A 20,677-nucleotide genomic window follows, 5' to 3' on the forward strand; every position below is an offset into this window, starting at 1 on the left:
AGGGGGGAGGGGGTTTGTGCCCTCCCCTTCTCACGGCTACTGAACATGTGGGCGTACATCGTCAAACGACTCCTGCTTTCCATTCCTGTCATCTTCGGCGTGGCGTTCATGGTGTTCGCAATGGTGCGGATTGTTCCCGGGGATCCCGCTCGGATCATCGCCGGGGAGGCGGCGACGCAGGAGATCGTCGAGGGGATCCGCAAGGACATGGGCCTGGACCAGCCGCTGCTGAAGCAGTTTGCCACGTTTGTGGGGAACGTGCTGCGCGGCGACTTCGGGCGTTCGGTGCGGTCCAAAGCGCCGGTGGCCGGCGAGGTCGCCGCGCGTCTGCCGAACACCATCAGGCTGGCAACGGCTGGTCTCTGCGTCGCTGTCGTCGTCGGGGTCTCAGCGGGCATCATCTCGGCCATTCGTCCCTACTCTTGGATGGACACGGTGGTCATGCTCGTGGCGCTGGCCGGGCTCTCGATGCCGGTGTTCTGGTCCGGCCTGATGCTGATCCTGATCTTCGCGGTCTGGCTTGGATGGCTACCCGCCGTGGGGACCGGTGGCATGGCGCACCTCGTGCTGCCCGCGGTCACTCTGGGCATGTCGACCGCGGCCATCATCGCCCGCATGTCTCGCTCCAGCATGCTGGAGGTGCTGCGGAGTGACTACATCCGCACGGCGCGCGCCAAAGGTCTGGCCGAGGCCGCCGTCGTCAACCGCCACGCGTTCCGCAACGCCTTGATCCCGGTCATCACCGTTGTGGGTCTGCAGATGGGTACGCTGCTCTCCGGGGCAGTCCTGACGGAGACGGTGTTCGCGTGGCCGGGTATCGGCCGGCTGCTGGTTGAAGGCATCCTGTCCCGCGACTATCCCATCGTACAGGCCTCGGTGCTGGTGGTCGCGATGGCGTTCGTGATGGTGAATCTCACAGTTGATGTGCTCTACGCGGTCGTGGACCCGCGGATCCACTATGACTGATATGACTCAGCCCTCCAGGATCGCCCTGCGGCCAACGCGCTCGCGCGCCCGGATGGTGTGGACGCAGTTCCGTCGCAACCGGGCCGGGCTCGTGGGTCTGGTGCTCCTGTCCGTGTTCCTGAGCGCGGGTCTCTTTGCGCCGGTGCTGGCGCCGTACGACCCCTACGAGATCGAGCTCGAATCCGGCCTGAAGAGGCCGGGACCCGGGCACTTGCTGGGGCAGGACGAACTGGGGCGCGACATGCTCAGCCGCATCATCTACGGCGCCCGCCTCTCGCTGGTGATCGGCGTCATAGCCGTTACAATCGGGGTGGGGATCGGTGTTCCGGTCGGCGCCATCTCCGGCTACTTCGGAGGGTTGCCGGATCTCTTGGTGCAGCGCGTGATTGACATCATGCTGGCGTTTCCGGGCATCCTGCTGGCGATCGTGCTCGTTGCGGTCCTGGGGGTGGGACTCGTTCAGGTCATGGTGGCGGTGGGGATCGTGTCAATCCCGGTCTATGCGCGATTGGTGCGCGGACAGGTCCTCTCATTGCGGTCGCAGGAGTTCGTGGACGCGGCGCGGGCCGTGGGGGCTACCAGCGGGAGGGTAATCTGGCGTCACGTACTGCCCAACACGCTGGCCGTGGTCATCGTTCAATCCACCCTGCAGATCGCCTCGGCGATTCTCGCGGCGGCGGCCCTGGGCTTCCTGGGACTTGGAGCCCAGCCGCCTGCCGCGGAGTGGGGCTCGATGCTGAGCAACGCCCGGCAGTACATACGCCTGGCGCCGCACAGCGTGATGTTCCCGGGGTTGGCCATCATGATGACCGTACTGGGGTTCAACCTGCTCGGCGATGCAATCCGGGACGCGCTGGACCCGCGGATGCGGATATAGCCCAATGCCTGAGGGGGAGGAGGTGGGAGATGGATCCGATCGGACACCACTACATCGTTGAGGCTTCTGGATGCAATCCCGAGATCATCGGTAAGGTTGAGACGGTTGAACAGATTCTGGTGCGTGCCGCCGAGGTGGCCCAGGTCACCGTCTGGTCTATCTCCTTCCACCGGTTCAACCCCAACGGCGTCTCCGGCGTGGTCGTCATCTCCGAGTCGCACCTCTCCGTCCACACATGGCCTGAGTACGGATATGTTGCCCTTGACATCTTCACCTGCGGCAACGACGCGAAGCCCGAGGCGGCCGTGGAGCACGCGCTCAAGGAGTTCAAGGCCCGGACGATGCACATCACCGAGGTAACCCGGGGGCTGGAGGAGGGCGACCGCCAGTACTTCCACAGCATCGTCACCTGGGAGGAAACGCTACCCACAAAGGACGACAAGAGACGATCGAAGGCAGCGAAGCGCCCAAAGAGGCCGTCGCGCCCGGCGTTCCGAGCCCGCTAGCAAGACGCGCCCGGGGCGGCGCTCCGATGGGGGACTGCAGTGGCACTGCTTTCAGTCGTTCTGCCCATAGTGTTGCTCATAGCGGCCGGGTACCTGCTCGCCCGCTTGATTCCGATCGAAGTCCAGTCGTTATCCCGCGTGACCATATACCTGCTCACGCCCAGTCTCGTGTTCGCCGCGCTGGTGCGCGCCGACGTGTCGGCCGCAGCCGCCGCGAGGCTGATCGGGCTCATCGTGGCGCAGTTCGGAGTGCTGCTCGTCGTCGCGCTGCTCGCAGGCCGGCTGATGCGGCTGGCACCGCTCCAGCGCAGCGGGCTGGCCGTGTCAACGGTTCTCTACAACGCGGGCAACTACGGGATTCCGGTCGCCCTGTTCGCTTTCGGCGAGGAAGGAGTTCGCCTGGCCACGCTCATCTTCGTGGTTTCGGCGATCCTCATGCACTCGGTGGGGGTGTTCCTGGCCTCGGCTGGCAGGAACAGGCCCGCCCATGCTGTCCTCGATATCTTCCGCCTGCCACTCATCTACGCCGCGATCGCGGGCGTGGTCTTCGCGTACCAGGGGTGGATGTTGCCGGTGGCACTGTGGCGCCCGATCGAGCTCATGGCCCAGGGCGCGATTCCCGTGCTGCTGATCACCCTTGGGGTGCAGCTTTCGCAGGCACGACCCTCGGGCGTGAGCGCGCCCCTTGGCGTCTCCACGGTCCTGCGGCTCGTCGTCTCACCGCTGTTGACGGTCGCCCTGGCGCCCTGGTTCGGCATCGCCGGTCTGACCCGCGACGTCGCGGTGATGTCCACGGCGATGCCGACCGCGATCAACGCGTTCCTGATCGCCGCGCAGTTTGACGCTGCTCCTGATTTCGTGGCCAGCGCGGTCTTCCTGACCACCGTGGCCAGTTTCGTCTCGATCCCGATCGTTCTGGTGCTGCTTCCGTGAACCCGGGTAGGCCGCGCGCGCCATCGTGGTCACGCCTGGGCGTCCTGTCCTTCGCCCACTTCACCAACGATCTCTATGCCGCCTTCCTGGCGCCCCTGCTGCCGCTGGTGGTCGCCAAGTTCAGCATCTCGCTGGCGCTTGCCGGCCTTCTCGGCAGCGCTTACAATCTCTCGTCCGCGTTCTCCCAGCCGTTTTTCGGGATGGCGGCCGACCGCGTTCCGCGGCCTGTGTTCACCGTTCTGGGCGCGCTCGTCACGGTGGTCATGATGGGACTGCTCGGGCTCGCGCCCTCCTACCACGCGATGCTCGCGGTGCTCTTCATCGCAGGCCTGGGCACCGCGGCGTTTCACCCCCAGTCGTTCTCGGCCGCCGGGGCCGTGAGCGGGGACAGCCGGGGAGCCGGGATCTCACTGTTCATCGCGGGTGGTGAGCTGGGATATTCGCTGGGCCCGGTCTACGTGGCCGCGATCGTGGGTGCGATCGGGCTCGCCGGAACCGCAGTGGCCGCGCTTCCGGGCGTGGTGGCCTGCCTCCTGCTCTGGAGGCTCGCCGGCTCCTGGTGGTCTGATCTGGAGACGCCCACCCGGGTGGGCCTGGGCTCCGAAGTCCGGCGGCATGGGCGAGCCCTGGTATTGATCTGGCTCGTGGTGGTGCTAAGGAGCGTGGTCACGCTCGGGCACGTCCTGTTCATCCCGCTCCTGCTGCGCGGTCGCGGAGAGACGCTGATGATGGGAGGGACCGCGGTCTTTCTCTTTGGAGGGGTCGGCTCAATCGGCGGCCTGGTCGGCGGGGCGCTCTCCGACCGGATCGGACGGCGCGCCGTGATGGCGATCTCGCTGATTGCAGCCGCGCCCCTGCTCGTGCTCTTCGGCAGCATCGAGGGCGCCTGGGGTTTGGTGCCGCTGGCTCTGGGTGGCTTCATGCTCTTCCTGGCGGCCCCGGTCAGCATAGTGATGGCTCAGGAGATGTTCCCCTCACGGGCAAGCCTGGCCAGCAGCATGGTGACCGGGATGGCTTGGGGAACCGCAGGCCTTTCCATGACGCTGATCGGTGCGATTGCCGACAAGATCGGGCTGGCCCAGACCCTGTCGGCAAGCGTCGGCCTCTTCCTGATCGCGCTGGTGGCAATCTGGGCGCTTCCGGCGCAGCCTCCGCGCGCAAGGACTACGCTGGACTGATCCCGCTCACCTCTCGCTGACCGGTGTGACCACGCAGGTTGTCGTCCGCGTGACGCCGGTTGTCTCCTGAAACCGGGAGACGATCAGCCTGCCCAGCGTGTCCATGCTCTCGGTTTCCACGAACGCGATGATGTCTGTAGGCCCGGTAACGGCGTGGGCCATCTTGACCCCCGGCGTCCGCACAATGTGCGCCAGCGCGTCAGAAAGCTTGCCTGGCAGGATGCGTATGAGCACGTACGCCTGGACCATCGCTTCTCCCTCCTCCGTTCGATTTCACGGTCGCAGCGTCACCAGCAGATCCACGAGCAGGTTGCGCACCAGATAGAGCAACAGAATGGCGACAATCGGTGACAGGTCGAGGCCCCCGGCTGCCGGTATTACCCTCCGTATCGGATCCAGGATGGGCGAAGTGAGATCGTGGACCACCTTGACCGCGGGATGGCGGAGGGCCGGAAACCACGAGAGCACCACGCGCACGAAGATGAGCGTGGTGATGATCTTGTACACCAGGTCGAGGAAGTAGATCAGCTCCAGCATCCGTTTCTCCCGTTGCGGTTCTCTGCGGAGCGCGGAGTCCTGTTTCGATTGTAGCAAGCGTGTCCCGGGCAGGCAACGAACCCTGATGCCCGCAGGTTGCGGAGCCCGGCATCCCGCGCGATCTGGCGCGGGGGGAGGGTCCGGCCGACCGTCGAAGACTGCCGGAAGAGCCCGAGATCCCTCGACCGCGAGGTTTGGACCGTGACGGTGAAGCTCTTCCACCATGACGCGTACGTGCGCGAGTTCACCTCTGTTGTGACGGGCGTGCGCCACATCGAAGGCAGGGTCACCGCGGTCGCGCTGGCGGAGACGGCGTTCTACCCGGCGTCCGGCGGCCAGCCCGCGGATCAAGGTCACCTCGACGCCTGGGAGGTAACGGATGCGCTGGAAGAGGACGGCGAGATCTGGCACGCCGTTCGGCCGTCTGGGCAGGGACAGGTCGCCGGATCCCTCGCCACGCTGCGGGAAGGCCTATCTGTCGCAGGATCCCTCGACTGGGAGCGGCGCTTCGATCACATGCAGCAGCACACCGGTCAGCACATCCTCTCAGAGGCTTTCCTGCAGGCGCTGGGCGCGGAGACGCTCTCCGTTCACATAGGCGCCACCTGCACGCTGGACCTGGATCTTTCCCGCCTTGACGATGAAGCCGTCGCGCGCGTGGAGGATCTGGCCAACACGATCGTCACCGAGAACCGGGTGGTGGCCGCGCGCGAGGTCGGGATTCAAGAGGCGGTCGCGGTGGGATTGCGCCGCCCGCCCAAACAGGCCGGGCGGATACGGGTGGTGGAGGTGGCGGGTTTCGACCGCTCGGCCTGCGGCGGTACACATGTTCGCGCTACCGGCGAGGTCGGGACAATCGCGCTCCTGCGCCACGAGCGGCACAAGGGGGGCGTGCGGGTGGGCTTCCAGTGCGGGGGGCGCGCGCTGCGCCACTATCGGTGGGCGCGGGGGTTGATCACCTCCATTGCCACCGAGCTCACGGTGGGCGAGCCCGACCTGGCCGGCGCGATCGGGCGTCTCTCGAGCCGTGCGAGGGAGATGGAGCGCACTCTGGAGGCCGCGCGCATGGAACTGCTGGGGTACGAGGCCAGGGATCTCCTGGCGCGAGCGGCCTCACATGGCGCAGCGGCCAGCGCCGCAGGCCCCACGGTAGTCGCCGCGGCCTATGATGGCCGTGCCATCGAGAACCTGCGCGCCCTGGCCCGCATGCTCACGGCGCAGACGGACTGCGTTGCGATCCTGGCCGCCGATCCGGGCCGCCGCTTGCTGGTGGCGCGCAGCCCGGCCGTGGCCGTGGATGCGGCCGCGGTGCTGCGCGAGACCGTTGCCGCGTTTGGCGGCCGGGGCGGCGGCAAGCCCGAGGCAGCCGAGGGCGCGGCGCCCGATGCGCCCTCGACCGCGGCCCTGGTGGACGCCGCGCGCCTGGCCCTGCTGCGCTGGGCAGCCCCAGGGTAGGTCGCGGGGGGCACGGCGCCGCCAGGCCTGCCCGCGGCCCCACACGAAGGTGGTGCTGTGGCATAATACCCGTATGACCGAGGTAGGCCTGATTCTGGCCTTCACGGCCGGCGTGCTGGGTTTCCTGAGTCCGTGCATCGTGCCGTTGATCCCGGGCTACCTTTCGTTCGTCTCCGGGCTCTCCCTGGCCGAGATGAGCGTGGAGGAGAGGCGCCGACACCTGGGCCGGATGCTGTCGGCCACAGGCCTGTTCGTCCTGGGCTTCGCCACCATCTTCACCGCGATGGGTGCCTCGGCCTCGGCCCTGGGCGCCCTGGTGATAGAGAACCGCCTGCTGCTGACACGCCTGGGAGGCACGCTTGTGATCTTCATGGGCCTGGGCGTGCTGGGGGTTGTCCGGGTGCCAGGGCTCTCGCGTGAGCACCGTTTCCAGGTGCGACGCCGTCCCTTTGGGATGATAGGCGCGTTTCCCATCGGTATGGCGTTCGGCTTCGCGTGGACACCGTGCGTGGGCCCTGTGCTCACCGCGGTGCTGACGATGGCGGCGACCGCGCAGACAGCGTCAAGCGGTGCGCTGCTGCTGTTTGCGTATTCGCTCGGGCTCGGCCTGCCGTTTCTCGTGGCGGCCGCGCTGATGACCGCCGCGTTCGATGCCGTGGGATGGCTGCGCCGACATGCCCGCTCGGTTTCGACCGTCAGCGGGGTCTTTCTCGTCGTGATGGGCGGCGCCATGGTGACCGACCTGTTGTACGCGTTCAACACCTGGATCATTCGGCTGGTGCCGTTCCGGCCCGCCATCTGAGGTCCAGCAAACTAGGAGAACTTGCTATGAGGCCATTCGCAACCCGGGGGGCGCGACTGCACCTCCCCGTAGCACTCCTGCTGCTGTCCCTGGTCGTCGTGCCCCTGGCAGCGACACCTCCTGTGCAGGCCGCCGACGCAGGCCTCCCGCTGGAGGCGCTGGGCTTGCTCCGCGAGCGGTACGTGGATCCCGTGGACTCCGTAGTTCTATTGAACGGGGCGATCGGCGGGCTGCGCTCGGCGCTTTCAGCAGCGGGCATCCAGGCCGATTTCGCGGACATCCCGCAAGGCACCCCGAATGGGCAGGCCGATGCCGCGTTCCGCGCGCGGTTTGGCACCGCGGTCGCCGCCTCGGGCGGCCGGGTCTCAGGCGCCTCGCTGGCCTACGCCGCGATCCGGGCCATGACCGCTGTGCTGCGCGACTCTCACACCGGCTTCCTCACCCCAGAGCAGAACCGCGAGCGGCAGGCGCAGCATCGCCAGCAGGCGGCGTTCTCGGGCATCGGTGTGGTGCTGATGCCGCGCGAGGGGCGCTTCTACGTGCGCGATGTCATACCCGGCGGCCCGGCAGAGGCCGTCGGCGTGCAGCCGCTGGACCGCATACTGAGAATTGACGCAATCCCCACCGCCGGGCTCCAGGTGGAGCAGGTGGCCGGTACGATTCGTGGTTCGGCAGGGACCTCGGTTACGCTCACGCTCGACCGCCCCGGTCGAGCGGGCGCGATCACGCTGACCGTGATGCGGGCTCCGATCCAGATCCCCGCGATCTTCCAGGCCCGCGTTCTCGATGGCGGGATCGGCTACCTGCAGCTCTACCAGTTCTTTACCCGTACTGGGCAGGAGTTCCGCCAGGCGCTGGACCGGATGCTCGCCGGCGGGATGCGTGCGCTGGTGCTCGACCTCCGCTCCAACAGCGGCGGCTACCTGCACGAGCTGACCGCGGTTGCGAACGCCCTGCTGCTCCCGGGCAGGCCCATCTACCAGGAGACTTCGCGCGGGGGTAGCACGCGCATGGTTCGGACTACGGCGGCTCCGATACTGCCTTCGCACGTGCCCGTGGTCGTCCTCATTGACGAGGGAAGCGCGTCGGCGGCCGAACTGCTCGCCGCTGCGCTGCAGGAGCACGGCCGCGCGATGCTGATGGGCGCGAAGACCGGCGGCGCGGTCGAGGCCGGCGTGCTGTACGATCTCTCGGACGGCTCGGCGCTCAGCGTGACCGTGCTTCGGCTCTCCACTGGGATGGGGAGGCGCCTGGAAGGGATCGGGGTCTCTCCCGATGTCGCGGTGACGCTCGCGGTCGCCGACCTGGACCAGGGCCGCGACACCCAGCTCCAGCGCGGAGTGCTGGCGGCCCGGCAGCGGCTGGGCCTGGCGCGCAAGGCGGCCCCGGCTGCCGCCGGCCGATAGGGGATTCGAGATGCTGCCTTCAGAGCGCCTGCGCGACAAGCTGATAGTGATGAACGGCAAGGGCACCCAGGTCTACCGGAACCTGGCCGGCGCCTACCGTTTCGATCGGTTCGAGCTCCACCTGGACGCGATACACCCCGACCCCTCCTCCCCGTACTGCTGGGCCCGCGTGCGCATGGACCAGGCCGAGGCCCAGGTCCCGCCGGCGCTGTGGCAGAGCCCATCCGGCCGGTTGGCGGTGGAGGACTTCCTGTCGCGCGGCGTGCACGAGGCCATAGGACGCCTCATCCGCACCCGGTGGCAGGGGAAGACAGCGCCCGTGGCCATACATGCGGGCGGGGGGGAGATCCTGAGGCGATCGTGCTGCACGGTCGGCGACGAGTTCGTGGAGATCCGGCTGACGATCGGGCTCCCTGCCGAGGGACGCAAGGTCCTGGCAAAGCCGGCAGGGACGCTGCTCTTCGATGATCTGCCCGCGGTGGTTCAGGCCGGTCTGGTGTGGGCGAACCTCGACGCGGCTGCCGGATTGCGTCATCGCGACACGCTGGAGGATTACCTGGCCCTGCGGGAGGCGCTGGACGAGCTCGGGCTGGCCGCGTTTGTCGCCGACGGCTCGGTGCTGCCGAGGGATGATGGCTCGGGTGACCGGCCGCTGCGCGGCGGTCGCGCCGTCTCCCTGCATGCTCCGGACGAACTGGCCACCACGGTTGTCCTGCCCCACCGTGGCGTGGTGCGCGGGCTGGGCATTCGCCGCGGCGTCACCGTGATAGCCGGAGGGGCCTTCAGCGGAAAGACCACGCTCCTGGCTGCGCTATCTGCCGGCGTGTATCCCCACGTCCCAGGGGACGGCCGCGAACTCGTGTCCACGCTTCCGGACGCGGTGCGGATCATCTCCGAGCCCGGCCGGCGCGTCGAGCGGGTGGACGTCAGCGCTTTCCTCCGGGAACTGCCGCATCGCCCGGACGCGACCACGCTGTCGTCCGAGCACGTCACAGGTACTGTATCCATGGCCGTGGGAGTCGCGGAGGCCGTAGAGACCGGGTCCCGCCTGCTGCTGTTTGATGAGGACGACAGCACGGTTGCGTTCCTGGTGCGGGATGCGGCGATGCAGCAACTGGTTCCGGCTGGGCACGAAGCCGCGATACCGCTCGTGGACCGCCTCCGGGCGCTGTGGGAAGTGCACGGCGTCTCGTCGGTGGTCGCCACCGGGAGTCTTGGGGAGTACCTCGACGTGGCGGACACGGTAATCGTCATGGAAGGGTTCCAGCCCCACGCTGCGATCGACCGGGCGCGCACCATCGTCGCGGGATTCACCGGGCTTCGCGCCCGCACCCGCGGGGAGTTTGGCATGCCGATGCCGCGCTGCCCGCTGCCTCGGGGGTTTGGCGGGCTCCGGGGGCGTGGCCACCGGACCGAGCCGCGCGGCCGCGCGGAGATCGGCATCGGGCGTGAAACGATCAACACAGCAGCGCTCGGGCAGCTCGTGGGAGCGGGCCAGGCATGCGCGGCCGGCGACGCGATCCTCTACGCGCTTGCGAAGGGCTACGTTGACGGAAACGTCTCTGTGGCCGAGATCCTCGACCGCGTCTTCGCGGACATCGAGGCGCACGGGTTTGGCGTGCTGGCGACCGAAGGGAGTCATGCAGGTGGCTACGCGCTGCCCAGGCGGCACGAGGTGGCCGCCGTGCTGAACCGGATGCGCGCCCTGCAGGTGCGGACGCGACGGGCGATACAAGAGACCGCGGCGCTTCCGGAACCGGCTCCGCCCCCGCCAGATCCTGCGGCCGATCAGGTCGAGCCGCCAGAAGGAGATCCGTCACCGCCGGCGAACAAGTAGTTTAATCGCCCGATGACCGGGACGAGTACGCGCCAGGCGGGCGCGCAGAGAGCTGCTCAGGTGGAAGGCAGCCGCCGCGCGGCGCGGAATGGACCCGAGAGGGGTGCGGTGAACGCGGGCCGGGCTCGGATAGGTCGCTAGCCCGGCGAGCAACTAGCCGTACCGGCCGCCCGCCGATACCGGGCTCAAGCGCCGCAGGGTCCGGCCGCGCCGTCTCATGGTGCCGGCGCACAGCCTGCTCCTGCGGAAACTGGGTGGCACCACGGAACCGGCCTCCGTCCCATTTCGGAGGCCGGTAGTCTTATATCCGGGGAGCGCGGGTCGCACCACCCGCGCGCATGCCCCCAGATCAGGGGAGGTGCTGGAAGTGGACTCTACCAAGATCGTGTTAGGCGAACGCGACGTTCCAAGGGCCTGGTACAATATCGCCGCGGACCTGCCGGTGCCGCCGGCGGCGGTGCTTCACCCGGGGACCAGGCAGCCCATCGGCCCGGCGGATCTTGCGCCGTTGTTCCCGATGGAGCTCATCATGCAGGAGGTCAGCACCGAGCGCGAGATCGAGATCCCCAAGCCGGTGCGCGATGTGTACCGCATGTGGCGGCCAACGCCACTGTACCGGGCGCGGCGGCTGGAGGCGGCACTCGACACCCCGGCCCGCATCTACTACAAGTACGAGGGCACCAGCCCGGCCGGTAGCCACAAACCCAACACCGCGGTGGCGCAGGCCTTCTACAACAAGCAGGAGGGAGTGCGGCGGCTGGCCACCGAGACCGGCGCCGGCCAGTGGGGCAGCGCGCTGGCGCTGGCGTGCCGTCTGTTCGGTCTCGACTGCACCGTGTACATGGTGCGCGTCTCCTACGACCAGAAGCCCTACCGCAAACTCATGATGCAGACCTGGGGCGCGGACGTGCTCTCCAGCCCCACCGACCGCACCCACGCCGGGCGGGCGATCCTCGAGAAGACGCCGGATTCACCCGGCAGTCTGGGCATTGCCATCAGCGAGGCGGTGGAGGACGCCGCGACCCACGACGACACCAAGTACTCGCTGGGCAGCGTGCTCAACCACGTGATGCTGCACCAGACCGTCATCGGGCTGGAAGCGCGCCGCCAGATGGAGATGGCAGGCGACGCTCCCGACGTCGTCATTGGCTGCGTCGGCGGCGGCAGCAACTTCTCCGGCCTGGCGTTCCCGTTCATGCCCGAGAAGTTCAAGGGCGGCGGTAGTCGTTTCGTCGCGGTCGAACCCCAAGCGTGCCCGACGCTGACCCGTGGCGATTACCTCTACGACTTCGGCGACACGGCGGCGACCACGCCGCTGGTGAAGATGTACACCCTGGGACACACGTTTGTGCCCCCGGGCATTCACGCGGGCGGGCTGCGGTACCACGGCGACTCCCCGCTGCTCTGCCTGCTCTACCACCACAAGTACATCGAGGCCGTGGCCTACCAGCAGCGGACGGTCTTCGACGCCGCGCTTCAGTTCGCGCGCACCGAGGGGATCATCCCGGCGCCCGAGGCGGCGCACGCCGTGCGCAAGGCGATTGACGAGGCGCTGGAAGCGAAGGAGGAAGGCCGGCCGCGGGTGATCCTCTTTGGGCTCTCCGGCCACGGCCACTTCGACATGGCGGCCTACGAGGCGCACCTGGCAGGTCGACTCGAGGACTTCGCCTACCCAGAGGAGGCGATCAAGGCGGCGATGCGGGAGCTGGCGGTGCTGCAGCCTTAGCGGCTACGGGCGAGTGATCGTGCGAAGGGCGGCGAGGGCTTCAGTAACCTCCCGCCCTTTCGCTTCGATCAGATTGGCTCAGGTGCCGGGCTGGACAGAGGCAAGCTATGCCTCGTCGCCCGGGCGCAGCGTGGGAACGACGCCTCTGAGGCGGCGCCGCTGCTCCAGGTCCAGCGTGACGAGCGTGCTTCCAAACTGCAGGGCGACCGCGCCGTAGACCGCATCGCTGCCGCGCAGCCGGTGCTGCGCAGCCAGATCGGCCGCCCGCTCGGCCAGCCTGGCGTCGAGAGTGATCAAGAGCAGGTGTGGAAGCCGGCGGAGGGCCGCGACAAAACGGCGCGCCAGGTCGGCATCCATTCGTCCTCGGCCGATCGCGCCGGCCACCTCAGGGAGCAACAGGGTTGGGGCGATGATAGGGGATGCTGAATCGCGCAACCGGGACAGGAATCGCTGGCTTTCCAGGTGGCCCGGCTCACCGGGGTTGAAGGCGTTGAGGAAGACGCTGGCATCAACGGTGTAGGGTCCTGCCACCGCCCATCACCTGCGCATCTTCGATAGGAGTTCGGCGCTGGATTTGCGCGTTCGCCAGCCCTTTGCGATCTGTTCGCCGAGCCGCACCAACTCATCCCACGCGGCTCCGCCATCTTCGAGAGACGATGCCTGCCCTTCTGCCGGGATGGCATCCAAAGGCGCCAGGATGGCCACCGCCTTTCCCCGATAAGTGATGACGTAGCGGGCCCGCCGCTCCCGGACCGCGCGGAGAATCTGCGAGGCGCGGATCTTCAGCTCGCGAACGCCGGACTCGGGCACCTGGCACTCCCCACGAGTGGTCACATCTGTGACTACATCCACATTGTGCACGTGGAGTTGGGCGATGTCAACGCGACGCGCCCGAGGCTAGGCCCTTACCTCCTGCCGCTGGAACGCCACGTAGGCACCGGCGAACAGCAAGATGACCGTGGCGATCATGCCCGTGAACTGGGGCCAGACCAGCAGCAGACTCTGGGAGAGCGGCAGGAGCGTGCCCCGCACCGCGCCTTCGAGCTGCGTGATCAGGACAGGACCCAGCGCGCGCACGTCCGGGTTGAGCAGCGCCAGCACGGTCTCCGAGTAGAGCGTGTTGGGCGAGAGCCGCGACAGGAACAGGCGGAAGTTGGCCAAGGCCAGCTCGGTCTCCGGTCCACCGGTGGCCGTCGCGCTGATGATGTTGAAGAACAGGCCTGCCAGGATCTCCCAGAACACCGCGAAGAACAGCCAGACGGCGATCGTCGCCATGGCCGAGGTGGCCGGCTGGCGAAACACCACCGAGAACAGCATCGCCAGCGCCAGCCACACCCCGCCGTAGGCCAGGGTGGCGAGGATGAACGCGAGTCCACGCGCCACCTCGCGGCCCTCCGGCACCACGCCCAGCCGCAGGATGCCCAACCCGGTCACCAGCAGCCACAGCGCCAGCAGTGTGATGCCCAGGGTGAAGATGCCTGCCAGGAACTTGCCCAGCAGCACGGCGTCGCGGTAGATGGGCTGCGCCAGCACCCGGCTGAGGGTCCGGCGCATGTACTCGCCGTTGATCGCGTCGAACGCCAGGGCGATGGCCGTGAGAGGGATCAGGAAGCCCATGAACGCCACGAACGAGGGCAGTGGGTCCTGAGCAGAGGTAAGGATCTTCAGGTAGAGGAAGGGGTCCTCCCCGATGGTCTGACGCAGTGTCTGCGTGGCCGCGAACACCGTGCCGATCGCGGTCAGGAGGATCAGGCCTTCCAGCAGCCGCATCCGGACGCTGGTCAGGTGGTCGGCCAGCTCTTTGAGTACAATGGCCCCCAGGCCGGTCCAGGGCGAGCCTCTACGCTTCATGGCGGGCCTCCTGGAAGTAACGGGCATAGACGTCGTCCAGCGTGGCGCGTTCCAGGCTCAACCCGAGGAGTTGGCCGCCCCCGGCCACAACCCGGCGGGCCACCTCGGCGCGGCAGTCGTGCTGGGCTTCCACAAGGCAGGCGCCCGGGCGCTCCTGCGCAACGCGCACCACGCCGGGGATCCCGCCGAGCAGCCGCTCCAGGCCGTCGCCCGTGGCCTCCACGGCGATTCGAAACGCGCCGCCCAGCACCCGCTCGCTCAGCGCGTCCACGCTGCCCTCGAGGACCAGCCGTCCCTTGTGGAAGAGACCGACCCGATCGCAGACCGCCTGCACCTGTTGGAGCAGGTGTGAGGACAGGAGTACCGTGATGCCCCGCGCCTTCAACCCCCGGATCATTACAAGGAACTCACCGGCGGCCTCGGGATCGAGGCCCATCGTGGGCTCGTCCAGGATCGCCACCTGAGGCCGTTTCATGAGCACCTCGGTCAGCCCCAGCCGCTGGCGCATGCCGCGCGAGTATGTCGCCACCGGCCGGTCCGCCACTTCCGAGAGCCCTGCGCCGGAGAGCGCCTCGTCAATTCGCGCCTCGGCCTCGGGCCGGGGGATCCCGTTGAGACGCGCGGTGTACCTGAGGTTATCGCGCGCGGTCAACTCGTCGTAGAATCCGACCGAGTCAGGCATGTAGCCGACCCGTCGCTTCACCTCCAGGGGATTGCGCAGGGGGTCTTCTCCCAGCACCCGGGCCGATCCGGAGGTCGGCTCTGTCAGGCCCAGCAGCATCAGGATGGTCGTTGTCTTGCCCGAGCCGTTCGGGCCCAGCAGGCCGAAGACCTCACCGGTCTGCAGGCGAAGGTTCAGCGACTCGACGGCCACGATCGGGCCGTAGCGCTTGGTCAACCCCTGCGTCTCGATAACCGTGCTCATCTCCGACCGTAGCGCGAAACCACCAGGCTGACGACGCCCAGGGCGACCGCGATGACGATGACGCCCACGATGCCCCACAGCGTCGAGGTGAACACCGTGACGCGAAAGTCGGCCGACGACGACGAGTCGCCGGCAGTGGCCCGCAGCGTCAGCATGTAGTCGCCTGCGATCGCCTTGGACGAAGGCCGTACGGTTGCCGTCACCTGCACTTCACCCTTGGGCGCGATCTCCTCGATCCGCGACGGATCGAACTTGACCGACCACCCGGTCGGCTCATAAGAGGAAACCTCGACCCCACGCGCAGGAGATGTGCCCCGGTTCTTGACGACCACCTTTATCGGGGTGTCCCGTCCGGCGTATGCCCGCCCGGACAGCCGTCCCTCGGGCGTAGTGATCGAGAGATCTGGACGGCCGGTAACCTCTATGGTGAGCTTGACCTCTGCCCTGGCCTCGCCGCTGATGGCCCGGATGCTCAGCGCGTGCGTCCCCGCAGAAACGTCCTGGGGAAGAGTTACCTCCGCGTCGAGGTCGCGCGACTCACCGGCCTTGACCGGAAGACTGGTCACCTGCTGGCTGCCGAAAGCAGGCGTGAACGCCACCTGGAAGCCCTTAGGCATCTGCGCCTCGAGACTGACCAGCATGTCCTTTTCGCTCTCGTTCTTTATCGTCAGCCGGTACCTGAAGCTGGACGTCCCCGGACCCCGGAGCACAGGGAGTTCGGCCTGGAGCTCGAGGCGGCCCGGCAGGACCTGGCCCAGCGTGAGGGCCAGCGGCAACTCCGCCGCAACCCCCTGCCCTTGCGCGGTCAGCAAGAACCTGTACGTTCCGGCCCTGGCGCCTGGTGGCGGGTCAAGCCGGACGCTCAGCGACGCCTCCTGGTCGGTTCCAACCGCCACCGCGGTCACGGTGCGGCCGGCGCCGAGGAAACTGACCTTCCAACCCGGCATGCCCTTGGTCACAGCCAGCGTTACGACCTGCGGTGGCAGCCCGTAGTTCTTGACGGTGAGCGCGAGCGTGACCGGCTCGCCGGCCCGCACGGTCTGGCTGGGATATGGCGTCGAGAGCCCTAGCCCCCGGTATCCAGGGGTTGGTTCAGGGCTGGGACCGGCGACCGCGGCGCCCGGGGCGCACAGGGACAGCGCGAGCCCCGCGGTCAGGATCAGGATCAACATGCGTGGCATCTACACACCTCCGTGGATCTCGAACGTCGCGGGCCAGTGGCCCGCCGGAGCAGTATCCGGTTGTGTATTTTCCGGTTTCTTCCGGCTTATTGCAAGGGGGGAGATGCCACCGACCCGCGCGGATGTCGTGGTCCGCATCCTGCGGGTTCGCTGATCCGCTCGAAACCCCGGAGGGGACGGCCATCTCGAAGACGCCGCGGCAGCGCCCCTGCCGTCCCCTCCGCCCGGACCGCCCGGCTATCGTGGCGGGCGGCTCTCTCCCTGCTCTCTCACGTCCGTGGCGCCTGGGGTTCGTTACGCTCCCGGCGTACGAAGAGCCGCCTGGCCATCTCCAGGCCCAGGGCCCGGACCTGGCTCCCGACCTGCAGGGTGATCGGTCCGCCCAGCGCGGTCGTCTCCCTTACCACAAGGGTCGTGCCCGGAACCAGACCCAGGTCCACCAGGTGGGTCACGAACGGCTCATCCTCCTCCGGGATACAGACCAGCACGGCGTGATCCCCCACATCCAGCTGGGCAACGGTGACCAGGGACTGGACCGGCGGCGCGCTGTCGCCCGGGATCGGCAGGCCATGCGGGCAGATGGCAGGATTGCCTAGCACGACTGCCATGCGCGCTTCGACCTCCGGGCTGATCACGTGCTCGAGCTTGCACGCCTCGGCGTAGACCCGGGGCAGTTCTATCTTCAAGACGTCCGAGAGCAGGCGCTCGGCAAGACGCAGCCGCCGTACCACCCGGGTGGCGGTCTGCATCCCCTTCCTGGTCAGGATGTGCCCCTCCCCTGTTACGGAGTGCAGGAGCCCCTGTGCCTCCAGCCGCTTCAGCATCTCGTAGGATGCCGGCGGAGAAACGGCCATGTACTCGGCCACCTTCGAGATCGTGACCGGTGGCGCGGTCTGCGCCAGGGTGTAGACCGCCTTGAGGTACATCTCGGTCCGCTCGGTCTTGGAGATGTCGTGGACGGTCATCGGCAGATCTCCCTGCTGCGACCCTGATAAGGTACTTTGCGCGTCCAGCCGGCCAAATCCCTGCATGCCCTCCACGCCGGGAAGGCCATCCCTTGTTGCACCGCCGCGGCTCTGGTACGCTTCGCGTATCATGAAGGCGGCGCGCGGCTGGCTGCTCGACCTGGGCGGAAACCAGGTGCCCTTCGCCGAGGCCTGGGCGCTGCAGAAGTACCTGGTGGCCGCGCGCCAGCACGGCGAGATCCCGGACGTGCTGGTGCTGCTGGAGCATCCGCCGGTGGTGACGCTCGGCCGCAGCGGAAAGGCGGAGCACCTCCGCGCTACACGCGAGGAAATGCTGTCGGCCGGCATCGAGCTGTTCAGGATAGAGCGCGGCGGCAGCGCTACCTACCACGGCCCAGGGCAGCTCGTCGGCTACCCGATCGTGGACCTGCGGCTGGTGAACGAGGATATCGTGCGCTACGTCAGGGCGCTGGAGGCGACGATCATTGACACGCTGGGGGCATTCGGGATAGCGGCGGGCCGCGAACCAGGCCTTCCCGGGGTCTGGGTTGCCGGCGCCAAGATATGCGCGCTGGGGGTGGCTGTTCAGCGCCGGGTGACCATGCACGGCTTCGCCCTCAACGTCACCACCGGGCTCGGCGGGTTCTCGCTGATCAACGCCTGCGGGCTGGACCGCCCGGTGACCTCGATGAGCGCGGTCCTGGGGCGCCCGGTGGATATCGCCGGAGTGCGCCGGGTCTATTCCGAGCAGTTCAGCCGGGCGTTTGGCATAGACCTTGTCCAGGTCACGGCCGCAGACCTGGAACAGGCCCGCGCGCTGGTGTAGGATCGTACCATGTCAAATGCCTCCCGGCCGTCCCTGGCCTCACAGGGTCCCTCGTTGCCCGACCTGCACATCGTTCCCTCGGCGTCGCTGCTGCTGCACGAGGAGTGCGACCCCGGCCGCGTGGAGCGGCTGGCGCGCGTGCTCATCGCCGACGGCGTGCTGCGCAACCCCCCGATTGTCGCGCAACTGGACGGCGGCGCCTACGTCGTTCTTGACGGGGCCAACCGCGTAACCGCGCTCCAGCAGGCCGGGTTCCCGGATCAGCTCGTCCAGGTAGTGGACTACGCCGATCCCAACGTTGTGCTCGAGGTCTGGTCGCACCTGCTTCAGGACGACGGCGTGTTGATCAGGGGTGAAGGATCGCCCTCCCTTGCATGGCGGCCGATGCAGGAAGAGGCGATGCGTGCCGGGCTCGAGCACGGAGATCTGGCCTGCGGGGTCCTGGGTGCGGACCGTGCCTTCGGTCTTCCCTCGGGCGGCGAGTTGGCCGACCGGATCAGGGCGCTGGCCGGGGTGGTGGCTCGCTACAAGGGGCGCGTGCCGATCTTCCGCGTCCAGGGCTCGGACCTGGGCGACCTCGCCCGCGAGTACGGCCGGGCAGCGGCGCTGGTGCTCTTCCCGCGCTTCACCAAGCAGGACATCGGCGCGATCGCCCGCCTCCCGGTGAAGCTTCCCACCGGCATCAGCCGCCACGTGGTGCCGCAGCGCGCGCTGCGGGTGAACCTCGACCTGGCGCTGCTGCGCGCGGAGCAGCCCGCGGCTGAAAAGCAGGCGCTGCTCGACGCGCTTGTCCACGCGCGGCTCCTGGAGCACCGCGTGCGCCACTACCCCGAGCCCACGGTCCTCTACGACGAGTGACCGCGCCGGCAGGGATGGCCACGAACGGTCCGATGGCTCTTGAGATCGGCTTGGCGCAGGCGGTGGCCATCGTGTACCACGCGCGCCAACAGTACCCCAACGAGTGCTGCGGTCTGGTCGCAGGCCGGGGCAGCCGCGTCGAGCGCGTCTTCTTGGGGACGAACGTGGAGCGCAGCCCGTTCACCTACCGCTTTGATCCCCAAGAGCAATTCCGGTTCTTCAGGGAGATGGACGTGCTGGGGTTGGAATTGCTGGGAATCTACCATTCGCACCCGCGGTCGCCGGCCTACCCTTCCCAGACCGACATCGCGCAGGCATTCTACCCCGAGGCGGCGTATCTCATAGTGTCGCTCCCCTCGGCGGACGCGCCGGCGGCCGAAGTCGAGGTGTGCGCGTTCAGGATACAGGGTGGCGTCATTGCCGAAGAGGAACTGACGGTGGCGTTGTGAAGGTTTCCGCGCGGGCCGAGTACGGCATCCGGGCCCTGATTGAGTTGGCCGCCCATTACGGCCGCGGTCCGATTCACAGCCAGGACATCGCCACGCGGCAGAGACTGCCGGAGCCGTATCTCCACCAACTGATGACGGCCCTGCGCGGGGCAGGGCTGGTTGTAAGCAAGCGGGGGCCCTCGGGAGGTCACGCGCTCTCGCGCCCGCCGGAGCAGATAACTCTGCGCGAGGTGTTCGCGGTCCTGGAAGGAACCACCGCCCCCTGGTGGTGCGTGGAGGAAGATGCCCCTGGTTGCGAGTATGCTTCTGATTGCGTCCTGCAGCCAGTCTGGCGCGCGGTTCGGGGCGCCGCGGAGAGCGTGTTGGACCGGTTGACACTGGCGGACCTGCGGGCGGACGGTCTGCGCCAGCCCGTAGCGCGGAAGTAGCCGGGTCATCGGGCAGGGAATGTTCGACCACGCCCCTCCGTTAGCCGGAGGGAGCCAATGGGTGCCGTGCTTGTGACTCCTGATCCTCCCTATGTGGCGGTGTCGGATGAGGACCGCGCGCGGTTCGAGGCGCTCGTCGGCGGGCATCTCGACGGCCTGTACAGCTCCGCGCTGAGGCTGACGCGCAACCGCACCGCCGCCGAGGACCTGGTCCAGGACACCTTCCTGAAGGCCTGGCGCTCGTTCCGGACTTTCCAGGCCGGCACCAACGCCCGCGCCTGGCTCTACAAGATCCTGATGAACGCGTACATAGACGGCTACCGCCGGTCCTCGCGCCTTCCCGAGGAGGTGGACCAGGAGGACATCGGCGACTTCTACCTGTACGCCAAGGCCCAGGAGAGCGAGGAGTACCGCAAGGCGGGCGATCCCGAGGAGATCCTGCTCTCACACGTGATGGACGCCGACGTGAAGGAAGCCCTGGAGCAGGTTCCTGAGCCGTTTCGGGCCGCGGTTATCCTGGCCGACCTGGAGGAGTTCTCGTACAAGGAGATCGCTGAGATACTGGGCATACCGGTGGGTACGGTGATGTCGCGGTTGTACAGGGGACGCCGCCACCTGCAGCGGTTGCTGTGGGACTACGCGCGTAGGGCCGGATATGCGCGCGACGAGATCGGCTCGCAATCCGTGGTGCCGCCATGAGCGAAGTAGACTGCAACGTGGTCCTTGAGCGCCTCTGGGCCTTCCTGGACGGCGAGACCGATGAGGCGTCTTGTCGCGAGCTGGAGGCCCACATCGAGGCCTGCCTGCACTGCCGCAACCACGCCGATTTCGAGCGGCGGCTGCGGGCGGTGATCCAGGCGAAGTGCCGTGACGAGCGGGCCCCGCTTGCGCTGCGCGCCGCGCTCGACCGCCTCTTGAGCGGTTCCCAGTAGGCGTACCTGCCAGGGGATCGCCCCAGGTTTCTCGAACAC

The 20,677-nt window shown here is 67.9% G+C and carries 24 protein-coding genes; 16 read left to right on the forward strand and 8 right to left on the reverse strand.

Annotated elements, in window-relative coordinates:
• The first annotated feature begins 45 nt into the window (after nucleotides 1-45).
• Genes FJX73_07120 through FJX73_07140 form a run of 5 tightly spaced genes read left to right on the forward strand, consistent with a single transcriptional unit; the run spans nucleotide 46 to nucleotide 4,460 of the window.
• A complete protein-coding gene (locus FJX73_07120) occupies nucleotides 46-966 on the forward strand; it encodes an ABC transporter permease (GenBank protein ID MBM3470546.1) in 921 nt (306 codons plus the stop codon).
• Nucleotides 959-1,843, forward strand: a complete 885-nt coding sequence (locus FJX73_07125) for an ABC transporter permease (protein MBM3470547.1) — start codon at nucleotides 959-961, stop codon at nucleotides 1,841-1,843. The genes FJX73_07120 and FJX73_07125 overlap by 8 nt, the downstream gene beginning before the upstream one ends.
• A gap of 29 nt (nucleotides 1,844-1,872) precedes the next feature.
• Nucleotides 1,873-2,349: an adenosylmethionine decarboxylase gene (locus tag FJX73_07130; GenBank protein ID MBM3470548.1), complete on the forward strand. Its 477-nt coding sequence runs from the start codon at nucleotides 1,873-1,875 to the stop codon at nucleotides 2,347-2,349.
• A 39-nt stretch (nucleotides 2,350-2,388) separates the two neighbouring features.
• Entirely contained in the window at nucleotides 2,389-3,282 is an 894-nt protein-coding gene (locus tag FJX73_07135; GenBank protein MBM3470549.1) for an AEC family transporter, read from the forward strand.
• Nucleotides 3,279-4,460, forward strand: a complete 1,182-nt coding sequence (locus FJX73_07140) for an MFS transporter (GenBank protein MBM3470550.1) — start codon at nucleotides 3,279-3,281, stop codon at nucleotides 4,458-4,460. The genes FJX73_07135 and FJX73_07140 overlap by 4 nt, the downstream gene beginning before the upstream one ends.
• Nucleotides 4,461-4,466: 6 nt before the next feature.
• Here FJX73_07140 and FJX73_07145 read toward each other — a convergent pair whose 3' ends face one another.
• Both FJX73_07145 and FJX73_07150 read right to left on the reverse strand, forming a co-directional pair.
• Nucleotides 4,467-4,709, reverse strand: a complete 243-nt coding sequence (locus tag FJX73_07145) for an Lrp/AsnC family transcriptional regulator (GenBank protein ID MBM3470551.1) — start codon at nucleotides 4,707-4,709, stop codon at nucleotides 4,467-4,469.
• A 24-nt stretch (nucleotides 4,710-4,733) separates the two neighbouring features.
• Nucleotides 4,734-5,222: a YggT family protein gene (locus FJX73_07150; GenBank protein MBM3470552.1), complete on the reverse strand. Its 489-nt coding sequence runs from the start codon at nucleotides 5,220-5,222 to the stop codon at nucleotides 4,734-4,736.
• Between FJX73_07150 and FJX73_07155 the strand changes: the two genes are divergently transcribed.
• From FJX73_07155 to FJX73_07175, 5 genes are all read left to right on the forward strand, one after another.
• On the forward strand, nucleotides 5,094-6,452 hold the full coding sequence (locus FJX73_07155) for an alanyl-tRNA editing protein (protein MBM3470553.1): 1,359 nt from the start codon (nucleotides 5,094-5,096) through the stop codon (nucleotides 6,450-6,452). The two genes, FJX73_07150 and FJX73_07155, sit on opposite strands and share 129 nt — an antisense overlap.
• On the forward strand, nucleotides 6,382-7,254 hold the full coding sequence (locus tag FJX73_07160; protein ID MBM3470554.1) for a cytochrome c biogenesis protein CcdA: 873 nt from the start codon (nucleotides 6,382-6,384) through the stop codon (nucleotides 7,252-7,254). Before FJX73_07155 ends, FJX73_07160 begins: the two co-directional genes overlap by 71 nt.
• Entirely contained in the window at nucleotides 7,113-8,660 is a 1,548-nt protein-coding gene (locus tag FJX73_07165; protein MBM3470555.1) for a PDZ domain-containing protein, read from the forward strand. The genes FJX73_07160 and FJX73_07165 overlap by 142 nt, the downstream gene beginning before the upstream one ends.
• A 10-nt stretch (nucleotides 8,661-8,670) precedes the next feature.
• Nucleotides 8,671-10,497: an ATPase gene (locus FJX73_07170; GenBank protein ID MBM3470556.1), complete on the forward strand. Its 1,827-nt coding sequence runs from the start codon at nucleotides 8,671-8,673 to the stop codon at nucleotides 10,495-10,497.
• 217 nt (nucleotides 10,498-10,714) lie between these two features.
• Entirely contained in the window at nucleotides 10,715-12,223 is a 1,509-nt protein-coding gene (locus FJX73_07175) for a TrpB-like pyridoxal phosphate-dependent enzyme (protein ID MBM3470557.1), read from the forward strand.
• 105 nt (nucleotides 12,224-12,328) lie between these two features.
• Here FJX73_07175 and FJX73_07180 read toward each other — a convergent pair whose 3' ends face one another.
• The 6 genes from FJX73_07180 to FJX73_07205 form a co-directional block, all read right to left on the reverse strand.
• Complete coding sequence (locus FJX73_07180; GenBank protein ID MBM3470558.1) at nucleotides 12,329-12,754, reverse strand: type II toxin-antitoxin system VapC family toxin; 426 nt, start codon at nucleotides 12,752-12,754, stop codon at nucleotides 12,329-12,331.
• 6 nt (nucleotides 12,755-12,760) lie between these two features.
• On the reverse strand, nucleotides 12,761-13,099 hold the full coding sequence (locus tag FJX73_07185) for a type II toxin-antitoxin system Phd/YefM family antitoxin (GenBank protein MBM3470559.1): 339 nt from the start codon (nucleotides 13,097-13,099) through the stop codon (nucleotides 12,761-12,763).
• 21 nt (nucleotides 13,100-13,120) lie between these two features.
• Nucleotides 13,121-14,074 (reverse strand): ABC transporter permease, encoded by a 954-nt coding sequence (locus tag FJX73_07190; protein MBM3470560.1) that lies wholly within the window; start codon nucleotides 14,072-14,074, stop codon nucleotides 13,121-13,123.
• Nucleotides 14,064-14,999: an ABC transporter ATP-binding protein gene (locus tag FJX73_07195; GenBank protein ID MBM3470561.1), complete on the reverse strand. Its 936-nt coding sequence runs from the start codon at nucleotides 14,997-14,999 to the stop codon at nucleotides 14,064-14,066. The genes FJX73_07190 and FJX73_07195 overlap by 11 nt, the downstream gene beginning before the upstream one ends.
• Complete coding sequence (locus FJX73_07200; protein ID MBM3470562.1) at nucleotides 14,996-16,180, reverse strand: ABC transporter substrate-binding protein; 1,185 nt, start codon at nucleotides 16,178-16,180, stop codon at nucleotides 14,996-14,998. The genes FJX73_07195 and FJX73_07200 overlap by 4 nt, the downstream gene beginning before the upstream one ends.
• Before the next feature lie 269 nt (nucleotides 16,181-16,449).
• Nucleotides 16,450-17,277 (reverse strand): metal-dependent transcriptional regulator, encoded by an 828-nt coding sequence (locus tag FJX73_07205; protein MBM3470563.1) that lies wholly within the window; start codon nucleotides 17,275-17,277, stop codon nucleotides 16,450-16,452.
• Between FJX73_07205 and lipB the strand changes: the two genes are divergently transcribed.
• From lipB to FJX73_07235, 6 genes are read left to right on the forward strand one after another with little or no spacing between them, the layout of a single operon-like run.
• A complete protein-coding gene (lipB, locus tag FJX73_07210; protein ID MBM3470564.1) occupies nucleotides 17,276-17,971 on the forward strand; it encodes a lipoyl(octanoyl) transferase LipB in 696 nt (231 codons plus the stop codon). The two genes, FJX73_07205 and lipB, sit on opposite strands and share 2 nt — an antisense overlap.
• 9 nt (nucleotides 17,972-17,980) lie before the next feature.
• Nucleotides 17,981-18,829: a hypothetical protein gene (locus FJX73_07215; protein ID MBM3470565.1), complete on the forward strand. Its 849-nt coding sequence runs from the start codon at nucleotides 17,981-17,983 to the stop codon at nucleotides 18,827-18,829.
• A gap of 32 nt (nucleotides 18,830-18,861) precedes the next feature.
• Nucleotides 18,862-19,278, forward strand: a complete 417-nt coding sequence (locus FJX73_07220) for a M67 family metallopeptidase (GenBank protein MBM3470566.1) — start codon at nucleotides 18,862-18,864, stop codon at nucleotides 19,276-19,278.
• Nucleotides 19,218-19,706, forward strand: coding sequence for an Rrf2 family transcriptional regulator (locus tag FJX73_07225; GenBank protein MBM3470567.1), 489 nt, complete (start codon nucleotides 19,218-19,220; stop codon nucleotides 19,704-19,706). The genes FJX73_07220 and FJX73_07225 overlap by 61 nt, the downstream gene beginning before the upstream one ends.
• Before the next feature lie 57 nt (nucleotides 19,707-19,763).
• On the forward strand, nucleotides 19,764-20,405 hold the full coding sequence (locus FJX73_07230; protein MBM3470568.1) for a sigma-70 family RNA polymerase sigma factor: 642 nt from the start codon (nucleotides 19,764-19,766) through the stop codon (nucleotides 20,403-20,405).
• Nucleotides 20,402-20,638: a mycothiol system anti-sigma-R factor gene (locus tag FJX73_07235; protein MBM3470569.1), complete on the forward strand. Its 237-nt coding sequence runs from the start codon at nucleotides 20,402-20,404 to the stop codon at nucleotides 20,636-20,638. The genes FJX73_07230 and FJX73_07235 overlap by 4 nt, the downstream gene beginning before the upstream one ends.
• The last annotated feature ends 39 nt before the right edge of the window (nucleotides 20,639-20,677 follow it).

It is taken from the genome of Armatimonadota bacterium (assembly GCA_016869025.1).
In the GTDB taxonomy this organism is placed as follows: Bacteria; Sysuimicrobiota; Sysuimicrobiia; order Sysuimicrobiales; family Humicultoraceae; genus VGFA01.

Coding starts and splice junctions, on each gene's coding strand:
- FJX73_07120 (MBM3470546.1), top strand. CDS start 46: ATGTGGGCGTACATCGTCAAACGACTCCTGCTTTCCATTCCTGTCATC.
- FJX73_07125 (MBM3470547.1), top strand. CDS start 959: ATGACTGATATGACTCAGCCCTCCAGGATCGCCCTGCGGCCAACGCGC.
- FJX73_07130 (MBM3470548.1), top strand. CDS start 1,873: ATGGATCCGATCGGACACCACTACATCGTTGAGGCTTCTGGATGCAAT.
- FJX73_07145 (MBM3470551.1), bottom strand. CDS start 4,709: ATGGTCCAGGCGTACGTGCTCATACGCATCCTGCCAGGCAAGCTTTCT.
- FJX73_07150 (MBM3470552.1), bottom strand. CDS start 5,222: ATGGTGGAAGAGCTTCACCGTCACGGTCCAAACCTCGCGGTCGAGGGA.
- FJX73_07160 (MBM3470554.1), top strand. CDS start 6,382: ATGCGCCCTCGACCGCGGCCCTGGTGGACGCCGCGCGCCTGGCCCTGC.
- FJX73_07165 (MBM3470555.1), top strand. CDS start 7,113: ATGGCTGCGCCGACATGCCCGCTCGGTTTCGACCGTCAGCGGGGTCTT.
- FJX73_07170 (MBM3470556.1), top strand. CDS start 8,671: ATGCTGCCTTCAGAGCGCCTGCGCGACAAGCTGATAGTGATGAACGGC.
- FJX73_07175 (MBM3470557.1), top strand. CDS start 10,715: ATGGTGCCGGCGCACAGCCTGCTCCTGCGGAAACTGGGTGGCACCACG.
- FJX73_07190 (MBM3470560.1), bottom strand. CDS start 14,074: ATGAAGCGTAGAGGCTCGCCCTGGACCGGCCTGGGGGCCATTGTACTC.
- FJX73_07195 (MBM3470561.1), bottom strand. CDS start 14,999: ATGAGCACGGTTATCGAGACGCAGGGGTTGACCAAGCGCTACGGCCCG.
- FJX73_07200 (MBM3470562.1), bottom strand. CDS start 16,180: ATGCCACGCATGTTGATCCTGATCCTGACCGCGGGGCTCGCGCTGTCC.
- lipB (MBM3470564.1), top strand. CDS start 17,276: ATGAAGGCGGCGCGCGGCTGGCTGCTCGACCTGGGCGGAAACCAGGTG.
- FJX73_07205 (MBM3470563.1), bottom strand. CDS start 17,277: ATGATACGCGAAGCGTACCAGAGCCGCGGCGGTGCAACAAGGGATGGC.
- FJX73_07215 (MBM3470565.1), top strand. CDS start 17,981: ATGTCAAATGCCTCCCGGCCGTCCCTGGCCTCACAGGGTCCCTCGTTG.
- FJX73_07220 (MBM3470566.1), top strand. CDS start 18,862: ATGGCTCTTGAGATCGGCTTGGCGCAGGCGGTGGCCATCGTGTACCAC.
- FJX73_07230 (MBM3470568.1), top strand. CDS start 19,764: ATGGGTGCCGTGCTTGTGACTCCTGATCCTCCCTATGTGGCGGTGTCG.
- FJX73_07235 (MBM3470569.1), top strand. CDS start 20,402: ATGAGCGAAGTAGACTGCAACGTGGTCCTTGAGCGCCTCTGGGCCTTC.